The organism is Streptomyces lavendofoliae (assembly GCF_014649735.1).
Classification (GTDB): domain Bacteria; phylum Actinomycetota; class Actinomycetes; order Streptomycetales; family Streptomycetaceae; genus Streptomyces; species Streptomyces lavendofoliae.
In genome coordinates, this window is record NZ_BMTP01000001.1 from 167,162 (window position 1) to 188,814 (window position 21,653).

The 21,653-nt window shown below is 73.4% G+C and carries 22 protein-coding genes and 1 pseudogene; 9 read left to right on the forward strand and 14 right to left on the reverse strand.

Going from position 1 to position 21,653, the window contains the following annotated elements; genetic code table 11:
* Positions 1 to 27: 27 nt before the first annotated feature.
* A complete protein-coding gene (locus tag IE109_RS00795; RefSeq protein WP_189548432.1) occupies positions 28 to 1,014 on the reverse strand; it encodes an NAD-dependent epimerase/dehydratase family protein in 987 nt (328 codons plus the stop codon).
* A 195-nt stretch (positions 1,015 to 1,209) separates the two neighbouring features.
* Here IE109_RS00795 and IE109_RS00800 point away from each other — a divergent pair, with 195 nt between their 5' ends.
* Positions 1,210 to 1,830, forward strand: a complete 621-nt coding sequence (locus IE109_RS00800; RefSeq protein WP_189548433.1) for a hypothetical protein — start codon at positions 1,210 to 1,212, stop codon at positions 1,828 to 1,830.
* A 55-nt stretch (positions 1,831 to 1,885) separates the two neighbouring features.
* A complete protein-coding gene (locus tag IE109_RS00805) occupies positions 1,886 to 3,469 on the forward strand; it encodes a PepSY-associated TM helix domain-containing protein (protein WP_189548434.1) in 1,584 nt (527 codons plus the stop codon).
* Between the two features lie 4 nt (positions 3,470 to 3,473).
* On the opposite strand, the gene IE109_RS00810 is transcribed toward IE109_RS00805, so the two are convergent.
* The 3 genes and pseudogenes from IE109_RS00810 to glnII form a co-directional block, all read right to left on the reverse strand.
* Complete coding sequence (locus IE109_RS00810) at positions 3,474 to 4,040, reverse strand: winged helix-turn-helix domain-containing protein (protein WP_189548435.1); 567 nt, start codon at positions 4,038 to 4,040, stop codon at positions 3,474 to 3,476.
* Between the two features lie 283 nt (positions 4,041 to 4,323).
* A pseudogene (locus IE109_RS32920) lies at positions 4,324 to 4,563 on the reverse strand (DUF6891 domain-containing protein); the annotation flags it as partial.
* A 78-nt stretch (positions 4,564 to 4,641) separates the two neighbouring features.
* The gene (gene glnII / locus IE109_RS00815; RefSeq protein WP_189548436.1) at positions 4,642 to 5,679 is read right to left on the reverse strand and encodes a glutamine synthetase; all 1,038 of its coding nucleotides are present in this window, start codon (positions 5,677 to 5,679) and stop codon (positions 4,642 to 4,644) included.
* 169 nt (positions 5,680 to 5,848) lie between these two features.
* On the opposite strand from glnII, the gene IE109_RS00820 reads away from it, so the two are divergent.
* Positions 5,849 to 6,742 carry a Gfo/Idh/MocA family protein gene (locus IE109_RS00820; RefSeq protein WP_189548437.1) on the forward strand — a complete coding sequence of 298 codons (894 nt, stop codon included), beginning with the start codon at positions 5,849 to 5,851 and terminating at the stop codon, positions 6,740 to 6,742.
* Between the two features lie 39 nt (positions 6,743 to 6,781).
* Here the strand turns inward: IE109_RS00820 and IE109_RS00825 are convergent, their stop codons facing one another.
* Positions 6,782 to 7,444 carry an SCO2207 family protein gene (locus IE109_RS00825; RefSeq protein ID WP_189548438.1) on the reverse strand — a complete coding sequence of 221 codons (663 nt, stop codon included), beginning with the start codon at positions 7,442 to 7,444 and terminating at the stop codon, positions 6,782 to 6,784.
* Between the two features lie 115 nt (positions 7,445 to 7,559).
* Positions 7,560 to 7,922, reverse strand: coding sequence for an arsenate reductase family protein (locus tag IE109_RS00830; protein ID WP_189548439.1), 363 nt, complete (start codon positions 7,920 to 7,922; stop codon positions 7,560 to 7,562).
* A 134-nt stretch (positions 7,923 to 8,056) separates the two neighbouring features.
* Here IE109_RS00830 and IE109_RS00835 point away from each other — a divergent pair, with 134 nt between their 5' ends.
* Complete coding sequence (locus IE109_RS00835; protein WP_189548440.1) at positions 8,057 to 8,332, forward strand: hypothetical protein; 276 nt, start codon at positions 8,057 to 8,059, stop codon at positions 8,330 to 8,332.
* 244 nt (positions 8,333 to 8,576) lie between these two features.
* Positions 8,577 to 9,758 (forward strand): winged helix DNA-binding domain-containing protein, encoded by a 1,182-nt coding sequence (locus IE109_RS00840; RefSeq protein WP_189548441.1) that lies wholly within the window; start codon positions 8,577 to 8,579, stop codon positions 9,756 to 9,758.
* Between the two features lie 102 nt (positions 9,759 to 9,860).
* Here IE109_RS00840 and glnA read toward each other — a convergent pair whose 3' ends face one another.
* Positions 9,861 to 11,270 carry a type I glutamate--ammonia ligase gene (gene glnA / locus IE109_RS00845; protein WP_189548442.1) on the reverse strand — a complete coding sequence of 470 codons (1,410 nt, stop codon included), beginning with the start codon at positions 11,268 to 11,270 and terminating at the stop codon, positions 9,861 to 9,863.
* A 209-nt stretch (positions 11,271 to 11,479) separates the two neighbouring features.
* On the opposite strand from glnA, the gene IE109_RS00850 reads away from it, so the two are divergent.
* On the forward strand, positions 11,480 to 11,947 hold the full coding sequence (locus IE109_RS00850) for an RDD family protein (protein WP_189548443.1): 468 nt from the start codon (positions 11,480 to 11,482) through the stop codon (positions 11,945 to 11,947).
* A gap of 136 nt (positions 11,948 to 12,083) precedes the next feature.
* Here IE109_RS00850 and IE109_RS00855 read toward each other — a convergent pair whose 3' ends face one another.
* The 4 genes from IE109_RS00855 to lipB form a co-directional block, all read right to left on the reverse strand.
* Positions 12,084 to 12,791: a DUF4191 domain-containing protein gene (locus IE109_RS00855; RefSeq protein WP_189548444.1), complete on the reverse strand. Its 708-nt coding sequence runs from the start codon at positions 12,789 to 12,791 to the stop codon at positions 12,084 to 12,086.
* A gap of 10 nt (positions 12,792 to 12,801) precedes the next feature.
* Entirely contained in the window at positions 12,802 to 13,005 is a 204-nt protein-coding gene (locus IE109_RS00860; RefSeq protein ID WP_189548818.1) for an SCO2195 family GlnR-regulated protein, read from the reverse strand.
* Positions 13,006 to 13,313: 308 nt separating this feature from the next.
* Positions 13,314 to 14,267 carry a lipoyl synthase gene (gene lipA, locus IE109_RS00865; RefSeq protein ID WP_189548445.1) on the reverse strand — a complete coding sequence of 318 codons (954 nt, stop codon included), beginning with the start codon at positions 14,265 to 14,267 and terminating at the stop codon, positions 13,314 to 13,316.
* Positions 14,268 to 14,400: 133 nt separating this feature from the next.
* Positions 14,401 to 15,246, reverse strand: a complete 846-nt coding sequence (lipB, locus tag IE109_RS00870; RefSeq protein WP_189548446.1) for a lipoyl(octanoyl) transferase LipB — start codon at positions 15,244 to 15,246, stop codon at positions 14,401 to 14,403.
* A gap of 259 nt (positions 15,247 to 15,505) precedes the next feature.
* On the opposite strand from lipB, the gene IE109_RS00875 reads away from it, so the two are divergent.
* Positions 15,506 to 16,984, forward strand: coding sequence for an NsdA family TPR-like regulatory protein (locus IE109_RS00875; protein WP_189548447.1), 1,479 nt, complete (start codon positions 15,506 to 15,508; stop codon positions 16,982 to 16,984).
* A gap of 6 nt (positions 16,985 to 16,990) precedes the next feature.
* On the opposite strand, the gene IE109_RS00880 is transcribed toward IE109_RS00875, so the two are convergent.
* Both IE109_RS00880 and IE109_RS00885 read right to left on the reverse strand, forming a co-directional pair.
* The gene (locus tag IE109_RS00880) at positions 16,991 to 18,262 is read right to left on the reverse strand and encodes an NAD(P)/FAD-dependent oxidoreductase (RefSeq protein ID WP_189548448.1); all 1,272 of its coding nucleotides are present in this window, start codon (positions 18,260 to 18,262) and stop codon (positions 16,991 to 16,993) included.
* 375 nt (positions 18,263 to 18,637) lie between these two features.
* Complete coding sequence (locus IE109_RS00885) at positions 18,638 to 19,543, reverse strand: TIGR01777 family oxidoreductase (RefSeq protein ID WP_189548449.1); 906 nt, start codon at positions 19,541 to 19,543, stop codon at positions 18,638 to 18,640.
* A gap of 33 nt (positions 19,544 to 19,576) precedes the next feature.
* Between IE109_RS00885 and IE109_RS00890 the strand changes: the two genes are divergently transcribed.
* Entirely contained in the window at positions 19,577 to 20,071 is a 495-nt protein-coding gene (locus tag IE109_RS00890) for a GNAT family N-acetyltransferase (RefSeq protein ID WP_189548450.1), read from the forward strand.
* Here IE109_RS00890 and IE109_RS00895 read toward each other — a convergent pair whose 3' ends face one another.
* Positions 20,072 to 20,590, reverse strand: coding sequence for a DUF4240 domain-containing protein (locus IE109_RS00895; protein WP_189548451.1), 519 nt, complete (start codon positions 20,588 to 20,590; stop codon positions 20,072 to 20,074).
* Positions 20,591 to 20,688: 98 nt separating this feature from the next.
* Between IE109_RS00895 and IE109_RS00900 the strand changes: the two genes are divergently transcribed.
* Positions 20,689 to 21,621 (forward strand): SDR family oxidoreductase, encoded by a 933-nt coding sequence (locus IE109_RS00900; RefSeq protein WP_189548452.1) that lies wholly within the window; start codon positions 20,689 to 20,691, stop codon positions 21,619 to 21,621.
* The last annotated feature ends 32 nt before the right edge of the window (positions 21,622 to 21,653 follow it).

Consider the following 21,653-nt stretch of genomic DNA (forward strand, 5'->3'; position numbering starts at 1 on the left):
AGGGGGCGAACCGTTACGCCGAGGCCCTCACAGGCCGAGGGCCTTCGCCTCCTGCTCCGGGGTGATCCCCACGGCGGGCCGGTCCGTCCGCAGGGGCGCCACCCCGCCGAGCCCGCGCAGCCAGGCCCAGGTGTCCGCGACCGTCTCGCCGACCGGGCGGCACCTCAGGCCCGCCGCCAGCGCCTTGCTCACGTCGGCACCGTGCATCGCCTCGTACGGCTCACCCGGCGGGATCCACACCGGCAGCCCCGACCAGGGCTCGATGCCCGCGCCGAGCACCGCCTCCGGGTCCCGCCACAGCAGTTCGGCATCCGAACCGGTGGCCCGCACACAGGCGTCGAGCAGCTCCCCCATGGTCGTGTGGCCCGGCTCGCTCACCAGGTCGTACGGGCCGGACAGCCCCGCCTCCGAGGCGTCCAGCAGCCACCGCGCCATGTCGCGGACGTCGATGTACTGCAGGGCCAGGTCGCGCGGCCCGGGAGCGAGCACGGGGCCGCCCCGGGCGATCCGGTTCAACCACCAGGGCAGGCGGCCGACGTTCTCCCACGGGCCGATGATCAGGCCCGCGCGGCCGGACAGCACCCGCTCCTCGCCGAACGCGGCGATCGCCGCCAGCTCACCGCCCCGCTTGGCCTCCGCGTAGGGCACCCCGGTGGCGTCAGGGGAGGAGTCGACCACCGGGCCGTCCTCGGCCAGGTCCACCGAGGGCGGCCAGGCGTAGACGCTGCGGCTGGAGACGTACGCACAGCGCCCCACCCGGTCGGCGAGCAGCCGCGCGGAGTCCCGCACCACGGCCGGGTCCGCCGACCAGGTGTCGACCACCAGGTCCCACTCGCCCCGCGCGAGCGCCGCGAGCCCGTCCGGCGCGGTGCGGTCGCCCAGCAGCGACACGGCGCCGGCGGGCGGCTCGTGGCGGCCGCGATGGAAGACCGTCACCTCCCAGCCGCGGCCGAGCGCGGCCTCCACGACGGCGCGTCCGGCGAACTCCGTACCACCCAGCATCAGTAGCCTCATGGGCCCCACTGTGCCGCGCCCGCCACGGCTCCGGACAGCGGTTCTGCTGCCAGGAGAAGAGCCCGCCTCCCGCCGCCGCCACCGGGGTGGCAGCATGGGCCGACGATGACGAACACCCTGTCGCCCCTTCGCGCCCTGCGTGCCGCACTTTTCGCGGCCGTATGCGTGACTTTGGCGGCGGTGGGGCATTCGTCCATGTCTGCGCATGGCGTCCCGCCGGGCTCGCTGCTCCTCGCCCTCGCGGGCACGGCTGCCCCGGCCTGGCTCGCGGCGGGCCGCCGCCGGGGGACGGTCTTCATCGGTACGGCGCTGCTCACCGCGCAGGGCGTGCTGCACCTGACGTTCATGGGCGGCGGGGGGCACCACGGCCACGCGCCGCCGCCGGGGGCCACGCCGCACGCGATGCCCGGCATGGCGCACGGCACCGCCGTGCCGGATGGACCGGGCACCGCCGGGGGACCGGGGACGCCGGCGAATCCCGGCGGCCGGGCCGACCTGTTCGCGGGCCTCGCCGACGGCCTCACCCCCGGCATGGTCGCCGTCCACCTGCTGGCCGCCGCCGTGTGCGCGCTGTGGCTCGCCCGCGGCGAGGCGGCCTTCTTCCGCCTGGCCCGCGCCATCGGCACGCTCGCCTTCACTCCGCTGCGGCTGCTGTCCGCCGCCGTACGGCTGCCCGACGCGCCGCGTCCGCCGCGCCCCCGGGCCCATGACCTCCGGCGCCTCCACGGTGTCGTCCTCGCGCACAGCCTGTCGCGGCGCGGCCCGCCCGGCTTCCCGGTACCCCGCACCACGGTCCTCGGAGTGACGCACGTCTGACCCCGGGGGCCGCTTCCCCGTGCAGACCGCACCCATGCCGACTCCTAGGACAGTCATGCCCCTTGACGACCGCACGACGGCCGTACCGGCGGACAGCGCCGCCGGAACCGCCCTCGCCGGAACCACCGACGCCGACACGACCGGCACCAGAACCACCAGCACCAGCACCACCACCGACACCATCACCAGCACCACCGACACCACCAGCACCGACACCGGAAGCGCCTTCGCCGACACCGCCGGCGCGCGCGCGGGAACCGGATCCACCTGGAGCGCCCTGCGCCCCCTGCTCCTCCGCCTCCACTTCTACGCGGGCCTCCTGATAGCCCCGCTGCTGCTGGTCGCCGCCACCAGCGGCCTGCTCTACGCCCTGTCCTTCCAGGCGGAGAAGATCGTCTACCGCCATGAACTCCAGGTCCCGGTCGGCGACCGGGTCCTCCCGCTCTCCGCCCAGGTCGCCGCCGCCCGTGCCGCCCACCCGGACGCCACCGTGACCGCCGTCTGGCCCTCCGCGGAGGACGGCGCCACCACCCGCGTCCTGATGACGGGCCCGGCGGTGGAGGAGGGCAGGTCCCTCGCCGTCTTCGTCGACCCCTACACCGCCGACGTACGCGGCGCCCTGCCCAGCTACGGCAGCTCCGGCGCCCTCCCGCTGCGCACCTGGCTCTCCGAGTTCCACGCGAACCTCCGGCTCGGCGAGCCCGGCCGCCTCTACAGCGAGACGGCCGCGAGCTGGATGTGGGTCGTCGCCCTCGGCGGTCTGGCCCTGTGGGTGGGTCGCAGGCGCACCGCCGGGCGCGCCCTGTTCCTCCCCGGACGGCGCGGCCTCACGTCCCGCCGTCGCACCCTGTCCTGGCACGGGTCGGTCGGTCTGTGGGCGGTGACCGGTCTCGTCGTCCTTTCCGCCACCGGGCTGACCTGGTCCCGTTACGCGGGCGAGAACATCGACGCGATCCAGACCCGGCTGGGCGGCGCCACCCCCACCGTGTCCGCCGCCCTCGACCCCGCCACCGCCGGACCGGACGCCGGACACGAGGGCCACGGCGCCGGCCACCACACCGCTCCCGCTTCCCAGGGCCCGGACATCGGCATCGACCGGGCGGTCGAGGCCGCCCGCGACGCGGGGGTGGCCGGCCGGATCGCCGTGACCCTGCCGGCCGAGGGCCAGGGGTACGTGGTCAAGGAGACCGACACCCAGTACCCGGTGCACCTGGACGCGGTGGCACTCGACCCGGCCGACGGCACGGTGGTAGACGAACTGCGCTTCGCCGACCACCCGGTGCTCGCCAAGCTGACCCGCTTCGGCATCGACGCCCACATGGGTGTCCTCTTCGGGCTCGCCAACCAGCTCGTCCTGGCGGCCCTCATGGTCGCGCTCCTCCTCCTCGTCCTCTGGGGCTACCGGATGTGGTGGCTGCGCCGGCCGACGAAGGAGCGCAGGCTGAGCGCGGGCCGGCCCGCGCCGCGCGGCGCCTGGCGCAAGGTGCCCGTCACGCTGCTGCTGCCCCTGACCGCCGCGACGGCGCTGGTGGGCTGGTTCGTGCCGCTGCTCGGCATCAGCCTGCTGGTGTTCCTCGCGGTGGACCTGCTCATGGGCCGGGTGGCCCGGGCGCGGACCCGGACCAGCCCGTCCGCCTAGCGGCTCAGGGCGCGTACTTGTAGCCGACCCGCCGCACGGTCTGGATCGTGTGGCGGTGCTCGGCGCCCAGCTTGCGCCGCAGCCGGGCGACGTGGACATCGACGGTCCGCCCGTCGCCGACGTGGCCGTACCCCCACACGGTCGTCACCAACTGGTCCCGGGTGTGCACCCGGTGGGGGTTCGCCACCAGGTGCGCCAGCAGCTCGAACTCCAGGTACGTCAGGTCCAGCGGCTGCCCGTCCACCTGGGCGGTGCGCCGGGCGCCGTCGATCGTCACGGGACCCTCGCCCGCGGCGGCGCCCGCCCCGGCCGCGTGCTGCTCGGCGGGGACCAGCACCAGGTAGCCGACCATGGGCGGCTGCCCCGGCAGCGACGGCACGCTCTGCGGCGGCGCGGGCACCCAGGTGGCGCCCGGCGGAAGGAAGTCGGCGACGTCGACCCCGCCGGGCAGGCGGAGGGGCGCGTCGCTCTCGTCGACGGCACGGAGCCGGTGGCGGCCGGCCGGCGGCACCGCCGGAGCGGGCGCGGTGGGGACGGCGGCAACGGCGGAGAGGGTACGGGTGTTCGCCATGATGAGGTCAGCTTTCGCGCGAAGGGACGGAGAAAGAACGTCACATGCGCGCCGGCCGAAGGCCTGTTCCGGCTGTCGGGGCAGGATGCCGAAAGGCGTTAGAGGGCCGACGCGTTCGTCGCGCGGCAACACACCCGGTCGAAGTCGTGGTGCTGACGGGTCGGCCAGAACGGCTGGAGGTCGCTGCGACCCGTCGCGGTGTTCTGAAGGCTGGCCATGCCCTTATTCAATCAGATGCCGGCGCGGGGCACCCGCCCTTCTCAGCAACCGGAACGGCCGGGACTCATGGCAGCCGCTTGCGCCAGTCCGAACCGGTCACCGTGATCGCCCGCCCCGGCGACCCGTCCCGGTCCACCGCCAACCCCCGCTCGCCCAGCGCTGCCACGACCTCCCGGCCGACCGCGGCCGTGGTCTCCGCGCGGCCGTCGAACCCTCCGTACCGCAGGGGCGGTCCGCGCCCGGCCGCCGCGCCCTCGGTGCAGTGCGTGTGGAAGCAGACGAAGCCGCGCGCGCTGCCGTCCCCACGGCGACGGACGAGACGGCCGGAGGGCGCCCACCGCGAACGGTGAGCGCCCTTTGGCGGTGGCGGTGAGGCGGCGGATCAGACCTGGCCGGCCTTCTCCAGCGCGGAGCAGCAGGTGTCCACCAGCAGGCGGGTCACCGTGTACGGGTCGACGTTCGCGTTGGGACGGCGGTCCTCGATGTAGCCCTTGCCGTCCTTCTCGACCTGCCACGGGATGCGGACCGAGGCACCGCGGTCCGAGACGCCGTAGCTGTACTCGTTCCACGGGGCGGTCTCGTGCAGACCGGTCAGCCGGTCGTCGATGCCGGCGCCGTAGTTCTTGACGTGGTCCATCGGCTTGGAGCCCTCGCCCAGCGCCTCGCACGCGGTGATGATCGCGTCGTAGCCCTCGCGCATCGCCTTGGTGGAGAAGTTGGTGTGCGCGCCCGCGCCGTTCCAGTCGCCCTTGACCGGCTTGGGGTCGAGGGTGGCGGAGACGTCGTAGTCCTCGGCGGTGCGGTAGAGCAGCCAGCGGGCCACCCACAGCTGGTCCGAGACCTCCAGCGGCGCCAGCGGGCCGACCTGGAACTCCCACTGGCCGGGCATGACCTCGGCGTTGATGCCGGAGATGCCCAGGCCCGCCTTCAGGCAGTTCTCCAGGTGCGCCTCGACGACGTCACGGCCGAAGATCTCGTCGGAGCCGACGCCGCAGTAGTAGCCGCCCTGCGCGGCCGGGAAGCCGCCCTCGGGGAAGCCGAGCGGGCGGGAGCCCTTGAAGAAGGTGTACTCCTGCTCGATGCCGAAGATCGGCTCCTGCCCGGCGAACCGTTCCGCCACCTCGGCCAGCGCGGCACGCGTGTTCGACGCGTGCGGCGTCATGTCCGTGTTGAGGACCTCGCACAGGACGAGGATGTCGTCACCGCCGCGGATCGGGTCGGGGCAGGAGAAGACCGGCTTCAGCACGCGGTCGGAGGCGTGGCCCTCGGCCTGGTTGGTGCTGGACCCGTCGAAGCCCCAGATCGGCAGGTCGGCGACGCCCGCGGGGGCGGAGCCGACCAGTATCTTCGTCTTCGAGCGCAGTTTGGCGGTCGGCTCGGTGCCGTCGATCCAGATGTACTCAGCCTTGATGGTGGTCACGGGGGCCTCATCCTTTGCGGGTGCAGCGGTATGCCGCGCAGCTTCGCAATACGGGATTTCCCGACCGTTGCCCGTTTGTGAACCCCGTGTTACTCAGGTTTCCTCTGTTTCACGCGGTCACTGTGCGCCCGCCCGGTGTGATGGTCGTACAGCGGGCACACTGGCGGACATGGACAGCAAGCCGCGTATCGGACTCCTCGGCACCGGCCCCTGGGCGGGCCGCACCCACGCCCCGGCGCTCGCCGCGCATCCGGGGATCACCTTCAGCGGGGTGTGGGGGAGGCGCCCGGAGGCGGCCGCCGCCCTGGCCGCAGCCCACGGGACGACGGCATACGACGACGTGGACGCGCTGCTGGCGGCCAGCGACGCCGTCGCGTTCGCCCTGCCGCCGGACGTTCAGGCCCCGCTCGCCGCACGGGCCGCGGCGGCCGGGTGCCACCTGCTGCTCGACAAGCCGGTCGCCACCAGCGTGGCCGGCGCGCGCGAGGTGGCGGAGGCGGCCGGCGCGGCCGGGGTCGCGTCCGTCGTCTTCTGCACGCTCCGGTTCGCCCCGGAAACCGCCCCCTGGGTCGAGGAGCAGGCGGCTCTCGGCGGCTGGTACCTGGCACAGGCCCACTGGCTGGGCGCCCTGTTCTCACCCGGGTCGACCAGCGCGTACGCCGCGTCGCCCTGGCGCAAGGAGAAGGGCGGGCTGTGGGACGTGGGACCGCACGTGCTGTCGGTGCTGCTGCCGGTGCTCGGGGACGTGGTGGGGATCACGGCGGCCGTCGCGGGCCCGGGAGACGCCCGGCACCTGGTGCTGCGGCACGCGTCGGGCGCGGACAGCACGGCGACCCTGAGCCTGAGCGCCCCGGTGGGGGCCTCGGACGCGGGCATCACGCTCTTCGGCGACCACGGGCGGGCGGTGCTGCCGCCGTGGGCGGACGCGGTCGGGTCGTTCGGGGCGGCGGTGGACGCGCTGCTGGAGGCGGTGCGGAGCGGGGAGGCGCACCCCTGCGACGTACGGTTCGGGCTGCGCCTGACGGAGATCCTGGCTGAGGCGGAGGCGCGGCTCGCCGACTGAACCGCGCCTCCCGTCCCGGAGGTACGGGGCGGTGCCCCGTCAGGCGACGCGCTCGACACGCGCCTTGCGGATCAGGAACTTGCCGGGTTCGCGGACCTGCTCGAACGCCGCGTTGTTGAGCAGGGCGCAGCTTCCGGAGGCCGAGGTGACCTCGACGGTGGTGGACTTGTCGTTGTCGAGGTTGGTCACCTTCAGCTTCGTACCGAGGGGGAACCGGTCGCTGGAGGCGGCGGGGGCCCCGCCCTCACCGGAGAGGGTCACGGTCGACCCGGCGCAGACCACCTCGCCGACCTCACCGCCCCCCTGCGGCCCCTGGCGCTGTCCGTCGCCCCGGCCCTTGTCCTGCCCGGCGCCCTGGCCGTCGTCCTGCCCGGCGCCAGCGCCCGGGGCCTGACCGCCCGCCTGGGCGCCGTCGCCCGCGCCGCCCCGGCCCGCCTCGCATCCGGCGGCCTCCTGCTGACGCCTGATCTGCTCGATGACCGCCTGGCGGTTGGCGATCCGGGCCTCCGACCGGGCGTCCGGGGCGGCGCGCTGGCCGGCGATGAACCTCTCGTTGTTGCCCAGCGCGGTGGCCAGACCGTCACAGGCCACCGACGCCTGGCTGGTCCCGGTCATCACGATCGCGGTGCCGCCGGCCATCGCGGCCGCGCCGACGAGCAGGGCGAGCTTCTTCTTCCCGCTGAGCGTCCTCTTGCGTGACACGTGGGGGCTCCTGTCCCCGGCCGTACGGGGGAGCGACGGCCGGATCGGTTCCGTGTGTGCCCCTACGTACGAGCGGCGGGCCGGTTCTGCTCAACTCCCCCTCGCACGGCCGGACTTACGACCGGCCCAGCGCGTCCCGCACCGCCTCGTCCGTCCGGGCCACGACCGCCGTGCCGTCGTCCGCCGTGATGATCGGGCGCTGGATCAGCTTCGGGTGCTCCGTCAGCGCCGTGATCCAGCGCTCGCGCGAACCGGCATCGCGCGGCCAGTCCTTCAGCCCCAGCTCCTTGGCGTCGGCCTCCTGCGTGCGGGTGATGTCCCACGGCTCCAGCCCGAGGCGGGCGAGCACGTCCCGGATCTCGTCGGAGGACGGGACGTCCTCCAGGTAGCGGCGGACGGTGTAGTCGGCGCCTTCCTCGTCCAGCAGGTGCAGGGCGCCACGGCACTTGGAACACGCGGGATTGATCCAGATCTCCATGCCCGTCACCGTACCGCTCAGGACGGCTCAAAGCCGTGCTGGCCAGGGCCGATTGTCAGTGGCCGGCAGTAAAATCGAAGGAGTTCGTGAGGGCCCGGGGGAGGGTCCACACACCGCGTACCAGGAGGTCGCCGATGGCCGTAGCCGCACTCACGACACTGCCCCTCGAACCCTTCAAGCCCCTGAGGAAGAAGCCGCTCCCGGCGGGCCGGCCCCGCGAGTGGTACGTGTCCCACAACCGCCGCCTGAAGGCCATGCGGCTGGCGATCGCCCTGCTCGACTCGGGGGTCTACCACCCGTCCAAGGCCGACAACGAGACGATACGCAGCACGGCGGAGCGCATCGGCATCCACCCGCCGTCCGACGTCACCTGCCGGATGGTCCGGGCGCTGATCCACAGCAGCCGCTGAGCACCACCCGTGCCCGCCGCCCCTCACCCGGACGGCGGGCACGGCCCACCCGCTCCCACGGGCCATGCCCACCCGCTCTCACGGGCCATGCCACAGGCCGGCCCACCCACGGGCCCAGCCGCCGGTCCGCTCCCGCCACGCGTCCGCGTACGCCGCCGGACGCGCGGCCGGTACGCCATCGTGCGCCAGGCGGGCTCGGCGAACCTCATCCCGCTCCACCGCGTCCACGGATACGTTCTGGACCATGCCGAGCCACCGCCCCCGTATGACCGGCGAAGAGCGCCGCAGCCGCATCGCCGTCCGCCACCACCTCGCCCCCGAAGCCCGCGCGGCCACGGTCGAGCAGGTGGCGCTGTCCCTCGCCGCCCTGCACGGCACCGACCCCGCCACGGTCCACCTCGCCGCGGGCGCCCGGCTGGCCGACCCGGCTGGCCCGGTCGCCGCCATGGAACGGGCCCTGTACGAGGACCGAGCCCTGGTCCGCATGCACGGCATGCGCCACACGGTCTTCGTCGTCCCCGCCGCCCTCGCACCCGTCGTCCAGGCGTCCACCACGGACGCCGTCGCCGCCCGGGAACGCGCCACGCTGCTCAAGCACCTGGCGGCGGGCAGCACCCTCGACGCGGAGTGGCTCGCGGACGTCGAGCGGTCGGTCCTCGGCGCCCTGGCCCGGCGGGGCGAGGCCACGGCCGCCGAACTGGCCGAGGACGAGCCGCGGCTGCGCGAGCAGTTCGTGTACGCCCCCGGGACGAAGTACGAGCAGCGTCAGACCGTCACCACCCGGCTGCTGCGCCTGCTGGGCACCGAAGCGCGCGTCGTCCGGGGCCGCCCGCTCGGCTCCTGGACGTCCGGTCAGTTCCGCTGGGCGCCGGCCCCCGCGCTTCCCGACCTGCCGCCCGCCGAGGCGCAGGCGACGCTCACCCGCGCCTACCTCGCCTCCCACGGCCCGGCGACCGAGGCGGACCTGAAGTGGTGGACGGGCTGGAAGGTCACCGACGTACGCAAGGCGCTCGCCGCCGTCGGGGCCGTCGCCGTGGACCTCGACGACGGCACCACCGGCCACGTCCTGCCCGGCGACACCGGACCGACCGAACCCCCGGCCCCCTGGGCGGCCCTCCTGCCCGCCCTCGACCCCACGCCGATGGGCTGGCAGGCCCGCGACTGGTTCCTCCCGACCGCCCACCGCACCGCCCTCTTCGACCGCAGCGGCAACATCGGCCCCACGGTCTGGTGGAACGGACGCGTCGTCGGCGGCTGGGCCGTGCGCCCCGGCGGCGACCCGGTCTGGCGCCTGCTGGACCCCGACCCCGGCCGTGAGGCCCGGGCCGCGATCGAGGCCGAAGCGGCCCGTCTCCACGCCTGGCTGGCCCCCACCCGGGTCACCCCCCGTTTCCGCACGCCCCTGGAGCGCGAGCTGTCCGCCTGACACGAGAACGGCCGCCGGCCGTGTCCTCCGGTGAGGGAGGAACACGGCCGGCGGCCACGCACGGCGCGGGGGAGCGGACACCCGCTCCGGCCCGCGGTGATGCTAGAGGTCGAAGTACAGCTCGAACTCGTGCGGGTGCGGACGCAGCTGGATCGGCGCGATCTCGTTGGTGCGCTTGTAGTCGATCCACGTCTCGATCAGGTCGGACGTGAAGACGCCACCGGCCTGCAGGTACTCGTTGTCCTCCTCCAGCGCGTCCAGGACGGCCGGGAGGGAGGTCGGGACCTGCGGGACGCCCGCGTGCTCCTCGGGGGCGAGCTCGTAGAGGTCCTTGTCGATCGGCTCGGCCGGCTCGATCTTGTTCTTGACGCCGTCGAGGCCCGCGAGGAGCAGCGCCGAGAAGGCGAGGTACGGGTTCGAGGACGGGTCCGGGGCGCGGAACTCGACGCGCTTGGCCTTCGGGTTCGAGCCCGTGATCGGGATGCGCATCGCGGCGGAGCGGTTGCGCTGCGAGTAGACCAGGTTGACCGGGGCCTCGAAGCCGGGGACCAGGCGGTGGTAGGAGTTCACCGTCGGGTTGGTGAAGGCCAGCAGCGACGGGGCGTGCTTGAGGATGCCACCGATGTAGTAGCGGGCGGTGTCCGAGAGGCCCGCGTAGCCCTGCTCGTCGTAGAAGAGCGGGGAGCCGCCCTGCCACAGCGACTGGTGGACGTGCATGCCGGAGCCGTTGTCACCGAAGATCGGCTTGGGCATGAAGGTCGCGGTCTTGCCGTTGCGCCAGGCGACGTTCTTCACGATGTACTTGAAGAGCATCAGGTCGTCGGCCGCGGCCAGCAGCGTGTTGAACTTGTAGTTGATCTCGGCCTGGCCGGCGGTGCCGACCTCGTGGTGCTGGCGCTCGACCTGGAGGCCGACGTTCTCCAGCTCCAGGGAGATCTCGGCGCGCAGGTCGGCGAAGTGGTCGACCGGCGGGGCCGGGAAGTAGCCGCCCTTGTAGCGGACCTTGTAGCCGCGGTTGTCCTCGACCGCACCGGTGTTCCAGGCGCCGGCCTCGGAGTCGATGTGGTAGAAGCCCTCGTTGGCCGAGGTGTTGAAGCGGACCGAGTCGAAGACGTAGAACTCCGCCTCGGGGCCGAAGTACGCGGTGTCCGCGATGCCGGTGGAGGCGAGGTAGGCCTCGGCCTTCTTGGCGATGTTGCGCGGGTCGCGGCTGTACTGCTCGCCCGTGATCGGGTCGTGGATGAAGAAGTTGATGTTCAGCGTCTTGTCACGGCGGAACGGGTCCAGGCGCGCCGTCGACAGGTCCGCGCGCAGCGCCATGTCCGACTCGTGGATCGCCTGGAAGCCGCGGATCGACGAACCGTCGAACGCCAGCTCCTCGGTCGGGTCGAACGCCGTGGCCGGAATCGTGAAGTGCTGCATCACGCCGGGAAGGTCGCAGAACCGGACGTCGATCATCTTGACGTCGTTGTCCGCGATGTACTTCTTGACGTCGTCGGCGTTCTGGAACATCCAACTCCTCCTACTCCCACCCGGGGGAGGGCGGGGTTGTAGCTCGGTCGTGCGGCCAGTGCGGTGGCACACGCTGGTTCAGACCCTAGGGACGGGGGATTTCTCAAGCGTGACCCATTTGTTTCGACCAAGTTAACCGGTGCGGGTGCCTCTGTGCCCGACCGGACCCGGGTCGAAGTGATCGAAAGCGGGCACAGTACCGTGGTCGGGTGGACAACAGGCAAGCAATCGGATCGTGGCTCTCCGGGCCGCGCGCGGCCGCCGAGGACATGGGTGCCGACTTCGGCTTCCGGGGCGAACGGCTCGGCCTGCCGCAGGAGGGGCCCGGTTCCATGGCCCCGCTGGGACGCCGCTTCGGCGCCCTGTTCCTGGACTGGACCTTGTGCATGGTGATCGCATACGGCCTGATCGCGCCGGGTGACCAGGCGGCGGCGGGCAACTGGGCCGTGGCCGTGCTGTTCGTACTCAACGTGCTCACGGTCGGCACGGTGGGCAGCACGCCCGGTAAGCGGCTGCTCGGGCTGCGCGTCATCTCGGTCGACGGGGAGCGGCTGGGCTTCGGATGGGTGGCCGTCCGCAGCGCGCTGCTGTGCCTGGCCGTCCCGGCGCTCATCTGGGACCGCGACGGCCGCGGGCTGCACGACCGGCTCTCCCGCGCCGTGCAGGTGCGGATCTGATCCGGGACCCGCGCACGCGCACGGAGGCGACACGGACGACGCGACGGCACGGCCGACGCGACGGCGCGGAAGGGGCGCCCCACCGACACGGTGGGGCGCCCCTTCTCCGTACGCGCGCGGCGCGCGCCGCGTACGGCTAGCGCATCTTGCCGCCGCGCGGCATCCGCATGCCCTTGGGCATCGGACCCTTCGGCAGCGGCATGTTGCTCATCAGGTCGCCCATCGCGCGCAGCCGGTCGTTGGCGGCGGTCACCTGCGCGCCCGAGAGCACCCGCGGCAGCTTCAGCATGGTCGTGCGGACCTTCTTCAGCGGCACCTGGCCCTCGCCGTTGCCGACGATGATGTCGTGCACCGGGACGTCCACGACGATGCGGGCCATCTTCCGCTTCTCGGCCGCCAGCAGCGCCTTGAGCCGGTTCGGGTTGCCCTCGGCGACCAGCACGATGCCGGCCTTGCCGACCGCGCGGTGCACCACGTCCTGGTTGCGGTTCATCGCCACCGCCGGAGTGGTCGTCCAGCCGCGCCCCACGTTCTGCAGGACGGCGGCCGCCGCGCCCGGCTGGCCCTCCATCTGCCCGAAGGCCGCCGTCTCCGCGCGGCGCCCGAAGACGATCGCCATCGCGAGGAAGGCCAGCAGGAAGCCCAGGATGCCCAGGTAAACGGGATGCCCGATCAGGAAGCCGATCGCGAGGAGGACGCCGAAGACGACGATTCCCACGCCCGCGACGACAAGACCGACCTTCGGATCGGCCTTTCGGGTCATCTTGTACGTCAAGGCGATCTGCTTCAGTCGCCCGGGGTTCGCAGCGGCGTCACCGCTGTCTGATTTTGCCTTCCTCGCCATGCTGTGAAGTTTACGTGGCCCGGGAAGCGCGACCGGCCACCGCCTCCAGTACGTGCTGGGCCTCCACCCGGTCCTTGGCCCGGCGCCGGTCCTCCAGGACGGAGGTCCAGGCGTTGCGGCGGGCGGTCCGCTGACCGCCGCCGAGGAGCAGCGACTCCACGGCGCGCAGCGCGTCGGTGACGCCCGGGAAGGCGTTCGCCCGGACCTCACGCAGGTGGTCGGGTGCCTGGGCCGTCGTGGGTGCCGTGCGTACCTGCTGGGTCGCGGCCTGCATGTCGGGGGTCCTCCCTGGGAGCGGGTTCTGCGGGAGTGGGGGTCGTGCGCGGTGCTCCGCGCGCGGCGGCGTGTGCGCGGCGCGTACAAGCATCGTCACAGAACGGTGTTACCAGGGCGTGACCGACCGGTCAAACGCCGGTGAAGCCACGCGGACGGCCCCCGGACACCGGCGCGGCCCGCGCACGCCCCTCACCTGGGGAGCGTGCGCGGGCCGCGGAAGCATTCCCGTGCGGCTTGTGCGCCGTTTCACACGGTGGCCTGGCTCCGTCGCTCCATCGCCTGCTGGAAGAGACGGCCGGCCCGGTAGGAGGAGCGGACCAGCGGACCCGACATCACACCGGAGAAGCCGATCTCGTCGGCCTCCTCCTTCAGCTCCACGAACTCCTGCGGCTTGACCCACCGCTCCACCGGGTGGTGGCGCACCGAGGGACGCAGGTACTGGGTGATGGTGATGAGCTCGCAGCCCGCGTCGTACAGGTGCTGGAGCGCCTCGCTGACCTCCTCGCGGGTCTCACCCATGCCGAGGATCAGGTTGGACTTGGTCACCAGTCCGGCCTCGCGGGCCTTGGTGATGACCTCCAGCGAACGCTCGTAGCGGAAGCCGGGGCGGATCCGCTTGAAGATCCGGGGCACCGTCTCGACGTTGTGGGCCAGCACCTCGGGGCGCGAGGAGAAGACCTCGGCGAGCTGCTCCGGCACGGCGTTGAAGTCGGGGATCAGGAGCTCGACCTTGGTGTGGCCGCCCTCGCGGCCCGCCGTCATGGCGTGGATCTGCCGCACGGTCTCCGCGTACAGCCAGGCACCGCCGTCCTCCAGGTCGTCGCGCGCGACGCCGGTGATCGTGGCGTAGTTCAGATCCATCGCGACGACCGACTCGCCCACGCGGCGCGGCTCGTCCCGGTCCAGCGCCTGCGGCTTGCCGGTGTCGATCTGGCAGAAGTCGCAGCGGCGGGTGCACTGGTCACCGCCGATGAGGAAGGTCGCCTCGCGGTCCTCCCAGCACTCGAAGATGTTGGGACAGCCCGCCTCCTGGCAGACCGTGTGCAGTCCCTCGCTCTTCACGAGCTTCTGGAGCTGGTTGTACTCGGGGCCCATCTTCGCCCGGGTCTTGATCCACTCGGGCTTGCGCTCGATGGGGGTCTGGCTGTTCCGGACCTCCAGGCGCAGCATCTTGCGTCCGTCGGGTGCGACTGCGGACACGGCTGGCTCCTACGGCTTCGATTCCTCGGCGAACACCAGGGTACGCCCGATAAAAGTGCGGCCTTCTCGGCGGCCTTCGTTACGCCTGGCCAGCCTCTGGCCCAGGGGGTGCATTCCCGGCGCGCGGACGGCCCTAGGCGGTCGCCACGGTCTGGGTCACCCGGCCGGTCCCACCGGCCACGGACTCCGCGTCGCGGCCGGTCCCACGGGGCCGGAGCTCCGCGTTCTCCAGTACGTCGCGCAGGTGCCGCTCCACCACCGGCAGCACCTCGGCGATCGTCACCTCGCGGCCCAGCTCCTCCGAGAGCGAGGCCACGCCCGCGTCCCGGATGCCGCACGGGACGATCCGGTCGAACCAGGTGTTGTCCGGGTTCACGTTCAGCGCGAAACCGTGCATCGTCACGCCCTTGGCCACCCGGATCCCGATGGCCGCCAGCTTCCGGTCCTCCCGGCGCTGGCCGGCGTTGGACGGGGCGTACTCGGGGCCGTTGAGCCGCGGGTCGAACTCGTCGTCGTGCAGCCGCGGGTCGAAGTCCAGCGAGAGGCCGCCCAGGGACGGGCGCTGCTCCACCGGGTCGCCCAGCACCCACACACCGCTGCGGCCCTCGACGCGCGAGGTCTCCAGGCCGAAGTCCGCCGCCGTGCGGATCAGTGCCTCCTCGAGGCGCCGCACGTGCGCCACCACGTCCACCGGACGCGGCAGCTTCATGATCGGGTAACCGACGAGCTGGCCGGGGCCGTGCCACGTGATCTTTCCGCCGCGGTCGACGTCGATGACCGGCGTGCCGTCCAGCGGGCGCTCGCTGTCCTCCGTGCGCCGCCCGGCGGTGTACACCGGCGGGTGCTCCAGCAGCAGGCAGGTGTCGGGGACCTCGTCCGCGAACCGGGCGGCGTGGACCTCGCGCTGCATGTCCCACGCCCGCTGGTACTCGACCGCCTCCGCGCCGAAGCCCGCACGGACGAATCGCAGCTCACTCACGGCAACGCCTCCCTAGAACCTTGCAGAGTGCATTCATCGCGCCCCATGCCACTGTACGGCGGCACCGGCCGCCGCGGACCGGCAGGTGCGCCCTCGCACGGCACCGGGGCCGCCCCGTCAGCAGCGCCCCCGATCCTCACACGATCGGATGAATTTGGGGCGAAGGTGGCGGTACGGACGTCGAAGGCAGTTAAATTCGCGCCGTTCCAAGGGGGTCTGCACCCCGGCCCATAAGGCAAGGCAGGAGACCGCACAGCCGATGACGGATCGCCCCCCGCAGCGCACCCCCAACCGCCAGCTAGCCGCCCTCATCGCCGAAGCCGGGTTCTCAAACGCGGGCCTGGCCAGACGCGTGGACCAGCTGGGCCTCGAACACGGGCTGGACCTGCGGTACGACAAGACGTCCGTGACCCGCTGGCTGCGCGGCCAGCAACCGCGCGGCACCACCCCGGCGCTGATCGCCGAGGTCTTCACCCGCCGCCTCGGCAGACGGCTGTCCGCCCAGGACCTCGGCCTGGACGCCTGCGCACCGGTCTACGCCGGGCTCGAGTTCGCGGCTACACCCGAAGAGGCCGTCGACATCGTCAGCGGCCTGTGGCGCAAGGACTCAGGCAGCCATGCCGAACTCCGCAAGATCGCCTTCACCCCGGCCGGACTCGTCGTCCCCAGCCGCGACTGGCTGATCGGCCGCGCCGACGAACGTGTGGGACGCGGTGACGCCCCGCACCCGCCCGAGCCCCGCGTCCCCGCCCAGGGCCGCGCCCCGGCCGTGTCCCCCGCCGGCCGCGCCCACGTCTCCGTACCGCGCCAGCGCTCCACCGACCGCGGGCCCGGGCAGCGCGTCACCGGCGGGGACGTCGCCGCCCTCCGGTCGGTCGGCGAGCTGTTCCGCACCCTCGACCACGCCTACGGCGGCGGGCACGCCCGCCAGGCCCTCGTCCGGTACCTGGAGCACGAGGCCGAGCCGATGCTGCGCGGCGTGTACGGCGAGACGGTCGGGCGCCGGCTCTTCGGCGCGGCCGCCGACCTGACCCGGCTGGCCGGCTGGACCTCGTACGACATCGCCGCGCACGGCCTCGCCCAGCGGTACTTCGTCCAGGCCCTGCGGCTCTCGCAGGTCGCCGGCGACCGGGCCTACGGCTCGTACGTACTGATCACCATGAGCCGCCAGGCCGTCTACCTCGGCCACGGCCGCGAGGCCGTGCAGCTCGCGCGCGTCGCCCAGCAGGGCGTCGGCTCCTCGGCGCCGCCCGTCGTCCAGGCGATGCTGCACTCAGTCGAGGCGCGCGGCCACGCCGTCCTCGGCGAGGTACGGGCGTGCACCTCCTCCCTCATCCGGGCCGAACGGGCGCTGGACGCCGCCCGTCCCGGCGACGACGTGCCGCACTGGGCGCGGTTCTTCGACGAGGCGCAGCTCGCCGACGACTTCGGCCACTGCCACCGCGACCTCCAGCAGTACCGGGCCGCCGCGCAGCACGCGGAGCGGTCCCTCCAGCTGCGCGCGCCCGCCTTCGCGCGCAGCAGGCTCTTCTGCCGGATCGTCCTCGCCACCGCCCGCCTGGGCCTGGGCGAGCTGGACCAGGCGTGCGCGCTCGGCGCGGAGGCCGCCCAGCAGGCCACCGAGATGCGCTCGGCGCGCGCGGTGGAGTACGTGCGCGACTTCGAGCGTCGACTGGAGCCCTACCGGGACGCGACCGCGGTCCGGAACTATCGGGACCGGGTGGGGGTCATCGGCTGACCGGGGTCAGGCGGCCGCCCGCAGAGGGGGCGCCGTGTACGCGGACGGGACACCGAGGTCGCGCAGGACCGCGTCCGCCGCGCGGCGGCCCGACCGGTACGCGCCCCGCACGGTGCTGGTGTCGCGGTGGTCGCCGCACACGTACAGCCCGCCGAGCAGCCGTACCGGCCGCAGCGGGTCGTGCGGCGGCGGCATCGCCGGTACGGCCTCCGGGTCGTGGTGGACGGACAGCAGCTCCCAGTCGCCGGTGCCCGTGCCGTACAGGGTCGCCAGCTGCGTCCGCACCCGCTGGTCCAGCCGGTCCGGCGGAGCGCCCAGGACCGTCGAGCTGATCAGTACGCGGCCCCGCGGCGCCCGCGACGGGTCGACCTCGCTCATCACGGCCGAGTGCGACACCGGGCCCGTCCGGTCGCCGTCCAGGACCAGCGCCGCGTCCGGCAGCGGGGTGACGGGCGCGGTGTGGTGCAGGACCGTCACCGGGTGGAAGCCCGGCACGCGCAGCCCCGGCAGCAGCTCGGCGGCCGCCCGTGCCCCGGTCGCCACGATCAGCGACCGGCAGCTCAGCTCACCGTGCTCGGCGGTGACGACCTTGTTGATCGACGCGTCCTTGACGTGGACCCCGGTCTTCACGGTGCCGGCCGGCAGCGTCGCCGCGAGCCGCTCCGGGAGCGCTGAGGCACCGCCCGCCGGGACGCACAGCCGGCCCCGGGCGAAGTCCCGCAACGCCAGGTCGGCGCAGTGGCTGGACGTCGTCAGGTCCGGGTCGGACAGCAGCGCCGCCAGCAGCGGGCGGACGAACCCGCTGACGGTGCGCGCCGGCAGTCCGCGCCCCGCCAGCGCCTCCAGCGCCGGGCGCTCGGGGCGGGCCAGCAGCCGGGCGTCGCCGGTCGCGGCGAGCCGCCCCAGCACGGCACTCAGCCGCGCCTGGTCGAGCGGGCGGGGCGTGCTCGCCAGGGCGCGCGCCCTGGCCCAGCGGGCCGCGCTCCTGCCCACCTCGCCGGTGCGGTGCAGCCGGCCGTCGCCGTGCACCAGGACGCCCGGCTGGAAGAGCCGCAGGTCGGTGCCGTCGAGGCCGGGGTACGAGGTGCTGAGCAACTGGCCGGTCCGGTCCAGCCGGAACCCGTCGATCCGGTCGGTGGCCATGCGGCCACCGACGGAGGACGCGGCCTCCAGAACGCTTACGGTCACTCCCGCGCTGGTCAGCCGATGAGCCGCGGAGAGTCCCGCGATTCCGGCTCCTACGATGACGACGTCCGCGTGGCGTGCGTGCTTGAGCACGTGTCCCTCCCCGGGGTGGCGGTTCGGTGCGTGGGGGGCTCATGCCCTTAACAGGGCGGAGGAATACCCGCGTTCGGGCACCGAGCGTATGAGCGAGGAGTGGGCCCGGTCACACGCGCGCGCGGGGGGTCACCGAAGCAACGGGGGTCGCACGCGGCCGGGCCCCGCCGGTCGCACGCGGCCGGGCCCCGCCGCCGGTGGTGCGGGGCGGGTGCCCGGGATTCCGGCGGTGATGCCGGTGGTGCGGGGCGGGTGCCGATGCCTGCGGCGGGGGGCCCGCCACCCCCGCCCTGCCCCGAAAGGGGCACACCGCCCACGGAGCGGACCGCGACGGCGACCCGGCTTGCCGGGCCACCCGCGATCCAGGCGAGGGGTTCAGGCCGCGGAGGCGATCGCCGTGTCGATGGTGGGGAAGGCGAAGCGGAAGCCGCTGTCCAGGAGGCGGGAGGGCAGCACCCGCTGGCTGCCGAGGACGTCGGCCGCGAAGTCGCCCAGCACGATCCGCAGCGCCGGGGCGGGCACGTGCAGGAACGCGGGACGGCGCAGGACGCGGCTCATCGCGGCGGTGACCTCCCGGTTGGTGACCGGGTCCGGGGCGGTGAGGTTCACCGGGCCGGCCAGGGACTCGGTGTCGAGGATGTGCCGCAGCGCGGCCACCTCGTCGTGCAGGGAGATGAAGCTCCAGTACTGCCCGCCATTGCCGAGCCGGCCGCCGAGCCCCGCGCGGAACAGCGGGAACAGCCGCCCCCACGCACCACCCTCGCGGGCCACGACCAGCCCCGTACGGGCGTACGCGACCCGGATGCCCGCCTCCTGGGCGGCCGCCGCGGCGCTCTCCCACTCGACGCACACGGACGGCAGGAAGCCGTCCCCGGCGGGCGCCGTCTCGTCGACCGCCCGCGTCCCGGTGTCGCCGTAGTAGCCGAGCGCCGTCCCGCACAGCAGCACCTTCGGCGGCGTGTCCAGGGAGGCGACGGCCGCCGCGATCGCCGCCGTGCCGAGCACCCGGCTGTCCCGGATCTCCCGCTTGTACGCCTCGTTCCAGCGCCGCTCGCCGACGCCCGCGCCCGCGAGGTGGACCACCGCGTCACAGCCGGCGAGCCCGGCCGCGTCCACGTACTGGCGCTTGGGGTCCCACTCGACCTCGTCGCCCCCGCGCGCGGGCCGCCGCACCAGCCGGACCACCTCGTGGCCGTCGGCCCGCAGCGAGCGGACCAGGGCGGAACCGATGAGGCCGGTGGAGCCGGTGACCGCGATACGAGCGATACCAGAACGTGTCATGGCCCCATCCTGCACCGTGGCACAGTGACGGGCATGACCACCCCGCACATACGCCCGGCGCGCCCCGGGGACGACGCAGCGCTCGGCCGGCTCGACCGCGACACCTGGTCACCGCTGCACGCCGTGCAGCCGAGGCCGCAACCGCCCTACGACCCGTTCTTCGACTCCTCGCACCGCCCGGAGGACTTCCTGGTGGCCGAGGGCGAGGACGGCCGCCTCGCCGGGTACGTCCGCCTCGTCCCGCCCACGCGTCTCGCCTGCAACCGGCACGTACGCCAGATCCAGGGCCTCGCCGTCGCCGACTTCGCCCGCGGGCGCGGCGTGGCACGGGCCCTGCTGCACGCGGCGTTCGACGAGGCCACCCGCCAGGGCGCCACCCGCATCACCCTGCGCGTGCTCGGCCACAACGAGCCCGCGCGGACGCTCTACGCGTCGGAGGGCTTCGTCGTCGAGGGCGTCCTGCCGGGGGAGTTCTTCCTCGACGGGCGGTACGTCGACGACGTCCTGATGGGCCGCCGCCTCACCTGATCACACCCCGAAACGGTCCCAGAGCCGGGGGAAACGCTCCTCCAGCGCCGCGTCGTCGTCGAAGTCGAACGGCGTGCCCTCCGGCTCCGGGGCCTGCGGCGGGATGCCCAGGTCGGGTGCGACGGCACCCGTGAGCTGCTCGTACGCCTCGTCCGCCGCGTACCCCAGCTCCTCGCCGTCCCCGTCGATCTCCTCGTCGAAGTCGTCCAGCAGCTCCGCCAGCGAGTCCGGGTCGTGCACCGCTCCCTCGAACACCTCCCGGCCCTGGCCGATCAGCCAGCACCGGAAGTAGTCGAACGCGTCGTCGCTCGCGCCGCCCAGCAGGACGGCGGCCGCGCCCCACAGATCCCAGGTGTACGCGCGGTTGTAGCGGGCCTCGAAGTGCCGGGCGAAGTCCAGCACGGAGTCCGGGTCGAGCTGCAGCAACCGTTCCACCAGCAGCTCGGCGTGGTCCTCGGGGTCGCCCTCGGCGGCCTCGCGGGTCGTGTCGATGATCGCCCAGAACTCCGTCTCGTCCATCACGGGACAAGCATCCTGGGTCGCGGGTGTCCGTGCACGCGGAGCGGCCGAAATGAAACCGGACAGAGGATGTCGTCTTTCCCGGGCACTGTGGTCGTATGACGAACGACTCGACGCACAGCACGCCCCTCGCCGGCACGATCGCCCTCGTCGCGGGAGCCACCCGCGGGGCCGGCCGGGCCATCGCCGTACAGCTCGGCGCCGCCGGCGCCACCGTGTACGTCACCGGCCGCACCACCCGGACCGCCGCCAGCGAGGTGGGCCGGCCGACCGAGACCATCGAGGAGACCGCCGAGCTGGTCACCGCCGCGGGCGGCGAGGGCATCGCCGTACCGGTCGACCACCTCGTACCGGAACAGGTCCGCGCGCTGGTCGCCCGGATCGACGAGGAGCGGGGGCGGCTCGACGTGCTGGTCAACAGCCTGTGGGGCGGTGACCACCTCATCCCGTGGGGCAAGAAGATGTGGGAGACGGACCTCGACCAGGGCATGCGGATACTGGAACTCGGGGTGCGCAGCCACGTCATCACCAGCAGCTGCGCGCTTCCGCTGCTCATCCGCAACCCCGGTGGCCTGGTCGTCGAGATGACGGACGGGACGGCCGAGTACAACACGCGGTTCCGGGAGAACTTCTACTTCGACCTCGCCAAGAACGCCCCGCTGCGCATGGCCTTCAGCCTCGGCGAGGACCTCAAGGAGGTGGGCGGCACGGCGGTCGCCCTCAGCCCCGGCTACCTCCGCTCCGAGATGATGCTCGACATCTACGGCGTGACGGAGGAGAACTGGCGCGACGCCGTCGCGAGGGAGCCGCACTTCGCGATCGCCGAGTCGCCCGCGTACGTCGGCCGGGCCGTCGCCGCGCTCGCCGCCGACCCCGACCGGCACCGGTGGAACGGCCGGTCGCTGTCCAGCGGGCAGCTCGCCAAGGTGTACGGCTTCACCGACACCGACGGGTCGCGGCCGGACGGCTGGGCGTACTTCATCGACGTGGTGCACGGGGGGAAGGACGCGACGGCCGACGACTACCGGTGAGGGCACCCCGGTGACCCCGTCCATGGCGACGG

What these genes read in the sequence shown, in the direction of transcription:
- IE109_RS00800 (WP_189548433.1), top strand. Translation starts at nt 1,210, where the DNA reads ATGTCTGCGCATGGCGTCCCGCCGGGCTCGCTGCTCCTCGCCCTCGCG.
- IE109_RS00890 (WP_189548450.1), top strand. Translation starts at nt 19,577, where the DNA reads ATGACCACCCCGCACATACGCCCGGCGCGCCCCGGGGACGACGCAGCG.
- IE109_RS00875 (WP_189548447.1), top strand. Translation starts at nt 15,506, where the DNA reads ATGACGGATCGCCCCCCGCAGCGCACCCCCAACCGCCAGCTAGCCGCC.
- IE109_RS00835 (WP_189548440.1), top strand. Translation starts at nt 8,057, where the DNA reads ATGGCCGTAGCCGCACTCACGACACTGCCCCTCGAACCCTTCAAGCCC.
- IE109_RS00830 (WP_189548439.1), bottom strand. Translation starts at nt 7,922, where the DNA reads ATGGAGATCTGGATCAATCCCGCGTGTTCCAAGTGCCGTGGCGCCCTG.
- glnA (WP_189548442.1), bottom strand. Translation starts at nt 11,270, where the DNA reads ATGTTCCAGAACGCCGACGACGTCAAGAAGTACATCGCGGACAACGAC.
- IE109_RS00820 (WP_189548437.1), top strand. Translation starts at nt 5,849, where the DNA reads ATGGACAGCAAGCCGCGTATCGGACTCCTCGGCACCGGCCCCTGGGCG.
- IE109_RS00900 (WP_189548452.1), top strand. Translation starts at nt 20,689, where the DNA reads ATGACGAACGACTCGACGCACAGCACGCCCCTCGCCGGCACGATCGCC.
- IE109_RS00855 (WP_189548444.1), bottom strand. Translation starts at nt 12,791, where the DNA reads ATGGCGAGGAAGGCAAAATCAGACAGCGGTGACGCCGCTGCGAACCCC.
- IE109_RS00795 (WP_189548432.1), bottom strand. Translation starts at nt 1,014, where the DNA reads ATGAGGCTACTGATGCTGGGTGGTACGGAGTTCGCCGGACGCGCCGTC.
- IE109_RS00810 (WP_189548435.1), bottom strand. Translation starts at nt 4,040, where the DNA reads ATGGCGAACACCCGTACCCTCTCCGCCGTTGCCGCCGTCCCCACCGCG.
- IE109_RS00840 (WP_189548441.1), top strand. Translation starts at nt 8,577, where the DNA reads ATGCCGAGCCACCGCCCCCGTATGACCGGCGAAGAGCGCCGCAGCCGC.
- IE109_RS00885 (WP_189548449.1), bottom strand. Translation starts at nt 19,543, where the DNA reads ATGACACGTTCTGGTATCGCTCGTATCGCGGTCACCGGCTCCACCGGC.
- IE109_RS00895 (WP_189548451.1), bottom strand. Translation starts at nt 20,590, where the DNA reads ATGGACGAGACGGAGTTCTGGGCGATCATCGACACGACCCGCGAGGCC.
- IE109_RS00805 (WP_189548434.1), top strand. Translation starts at nt 1,886, where the DNA reads ATGCCCCTTGACGACCGCACGACGGCCGTACCGGCGGACAGCGCCGCC.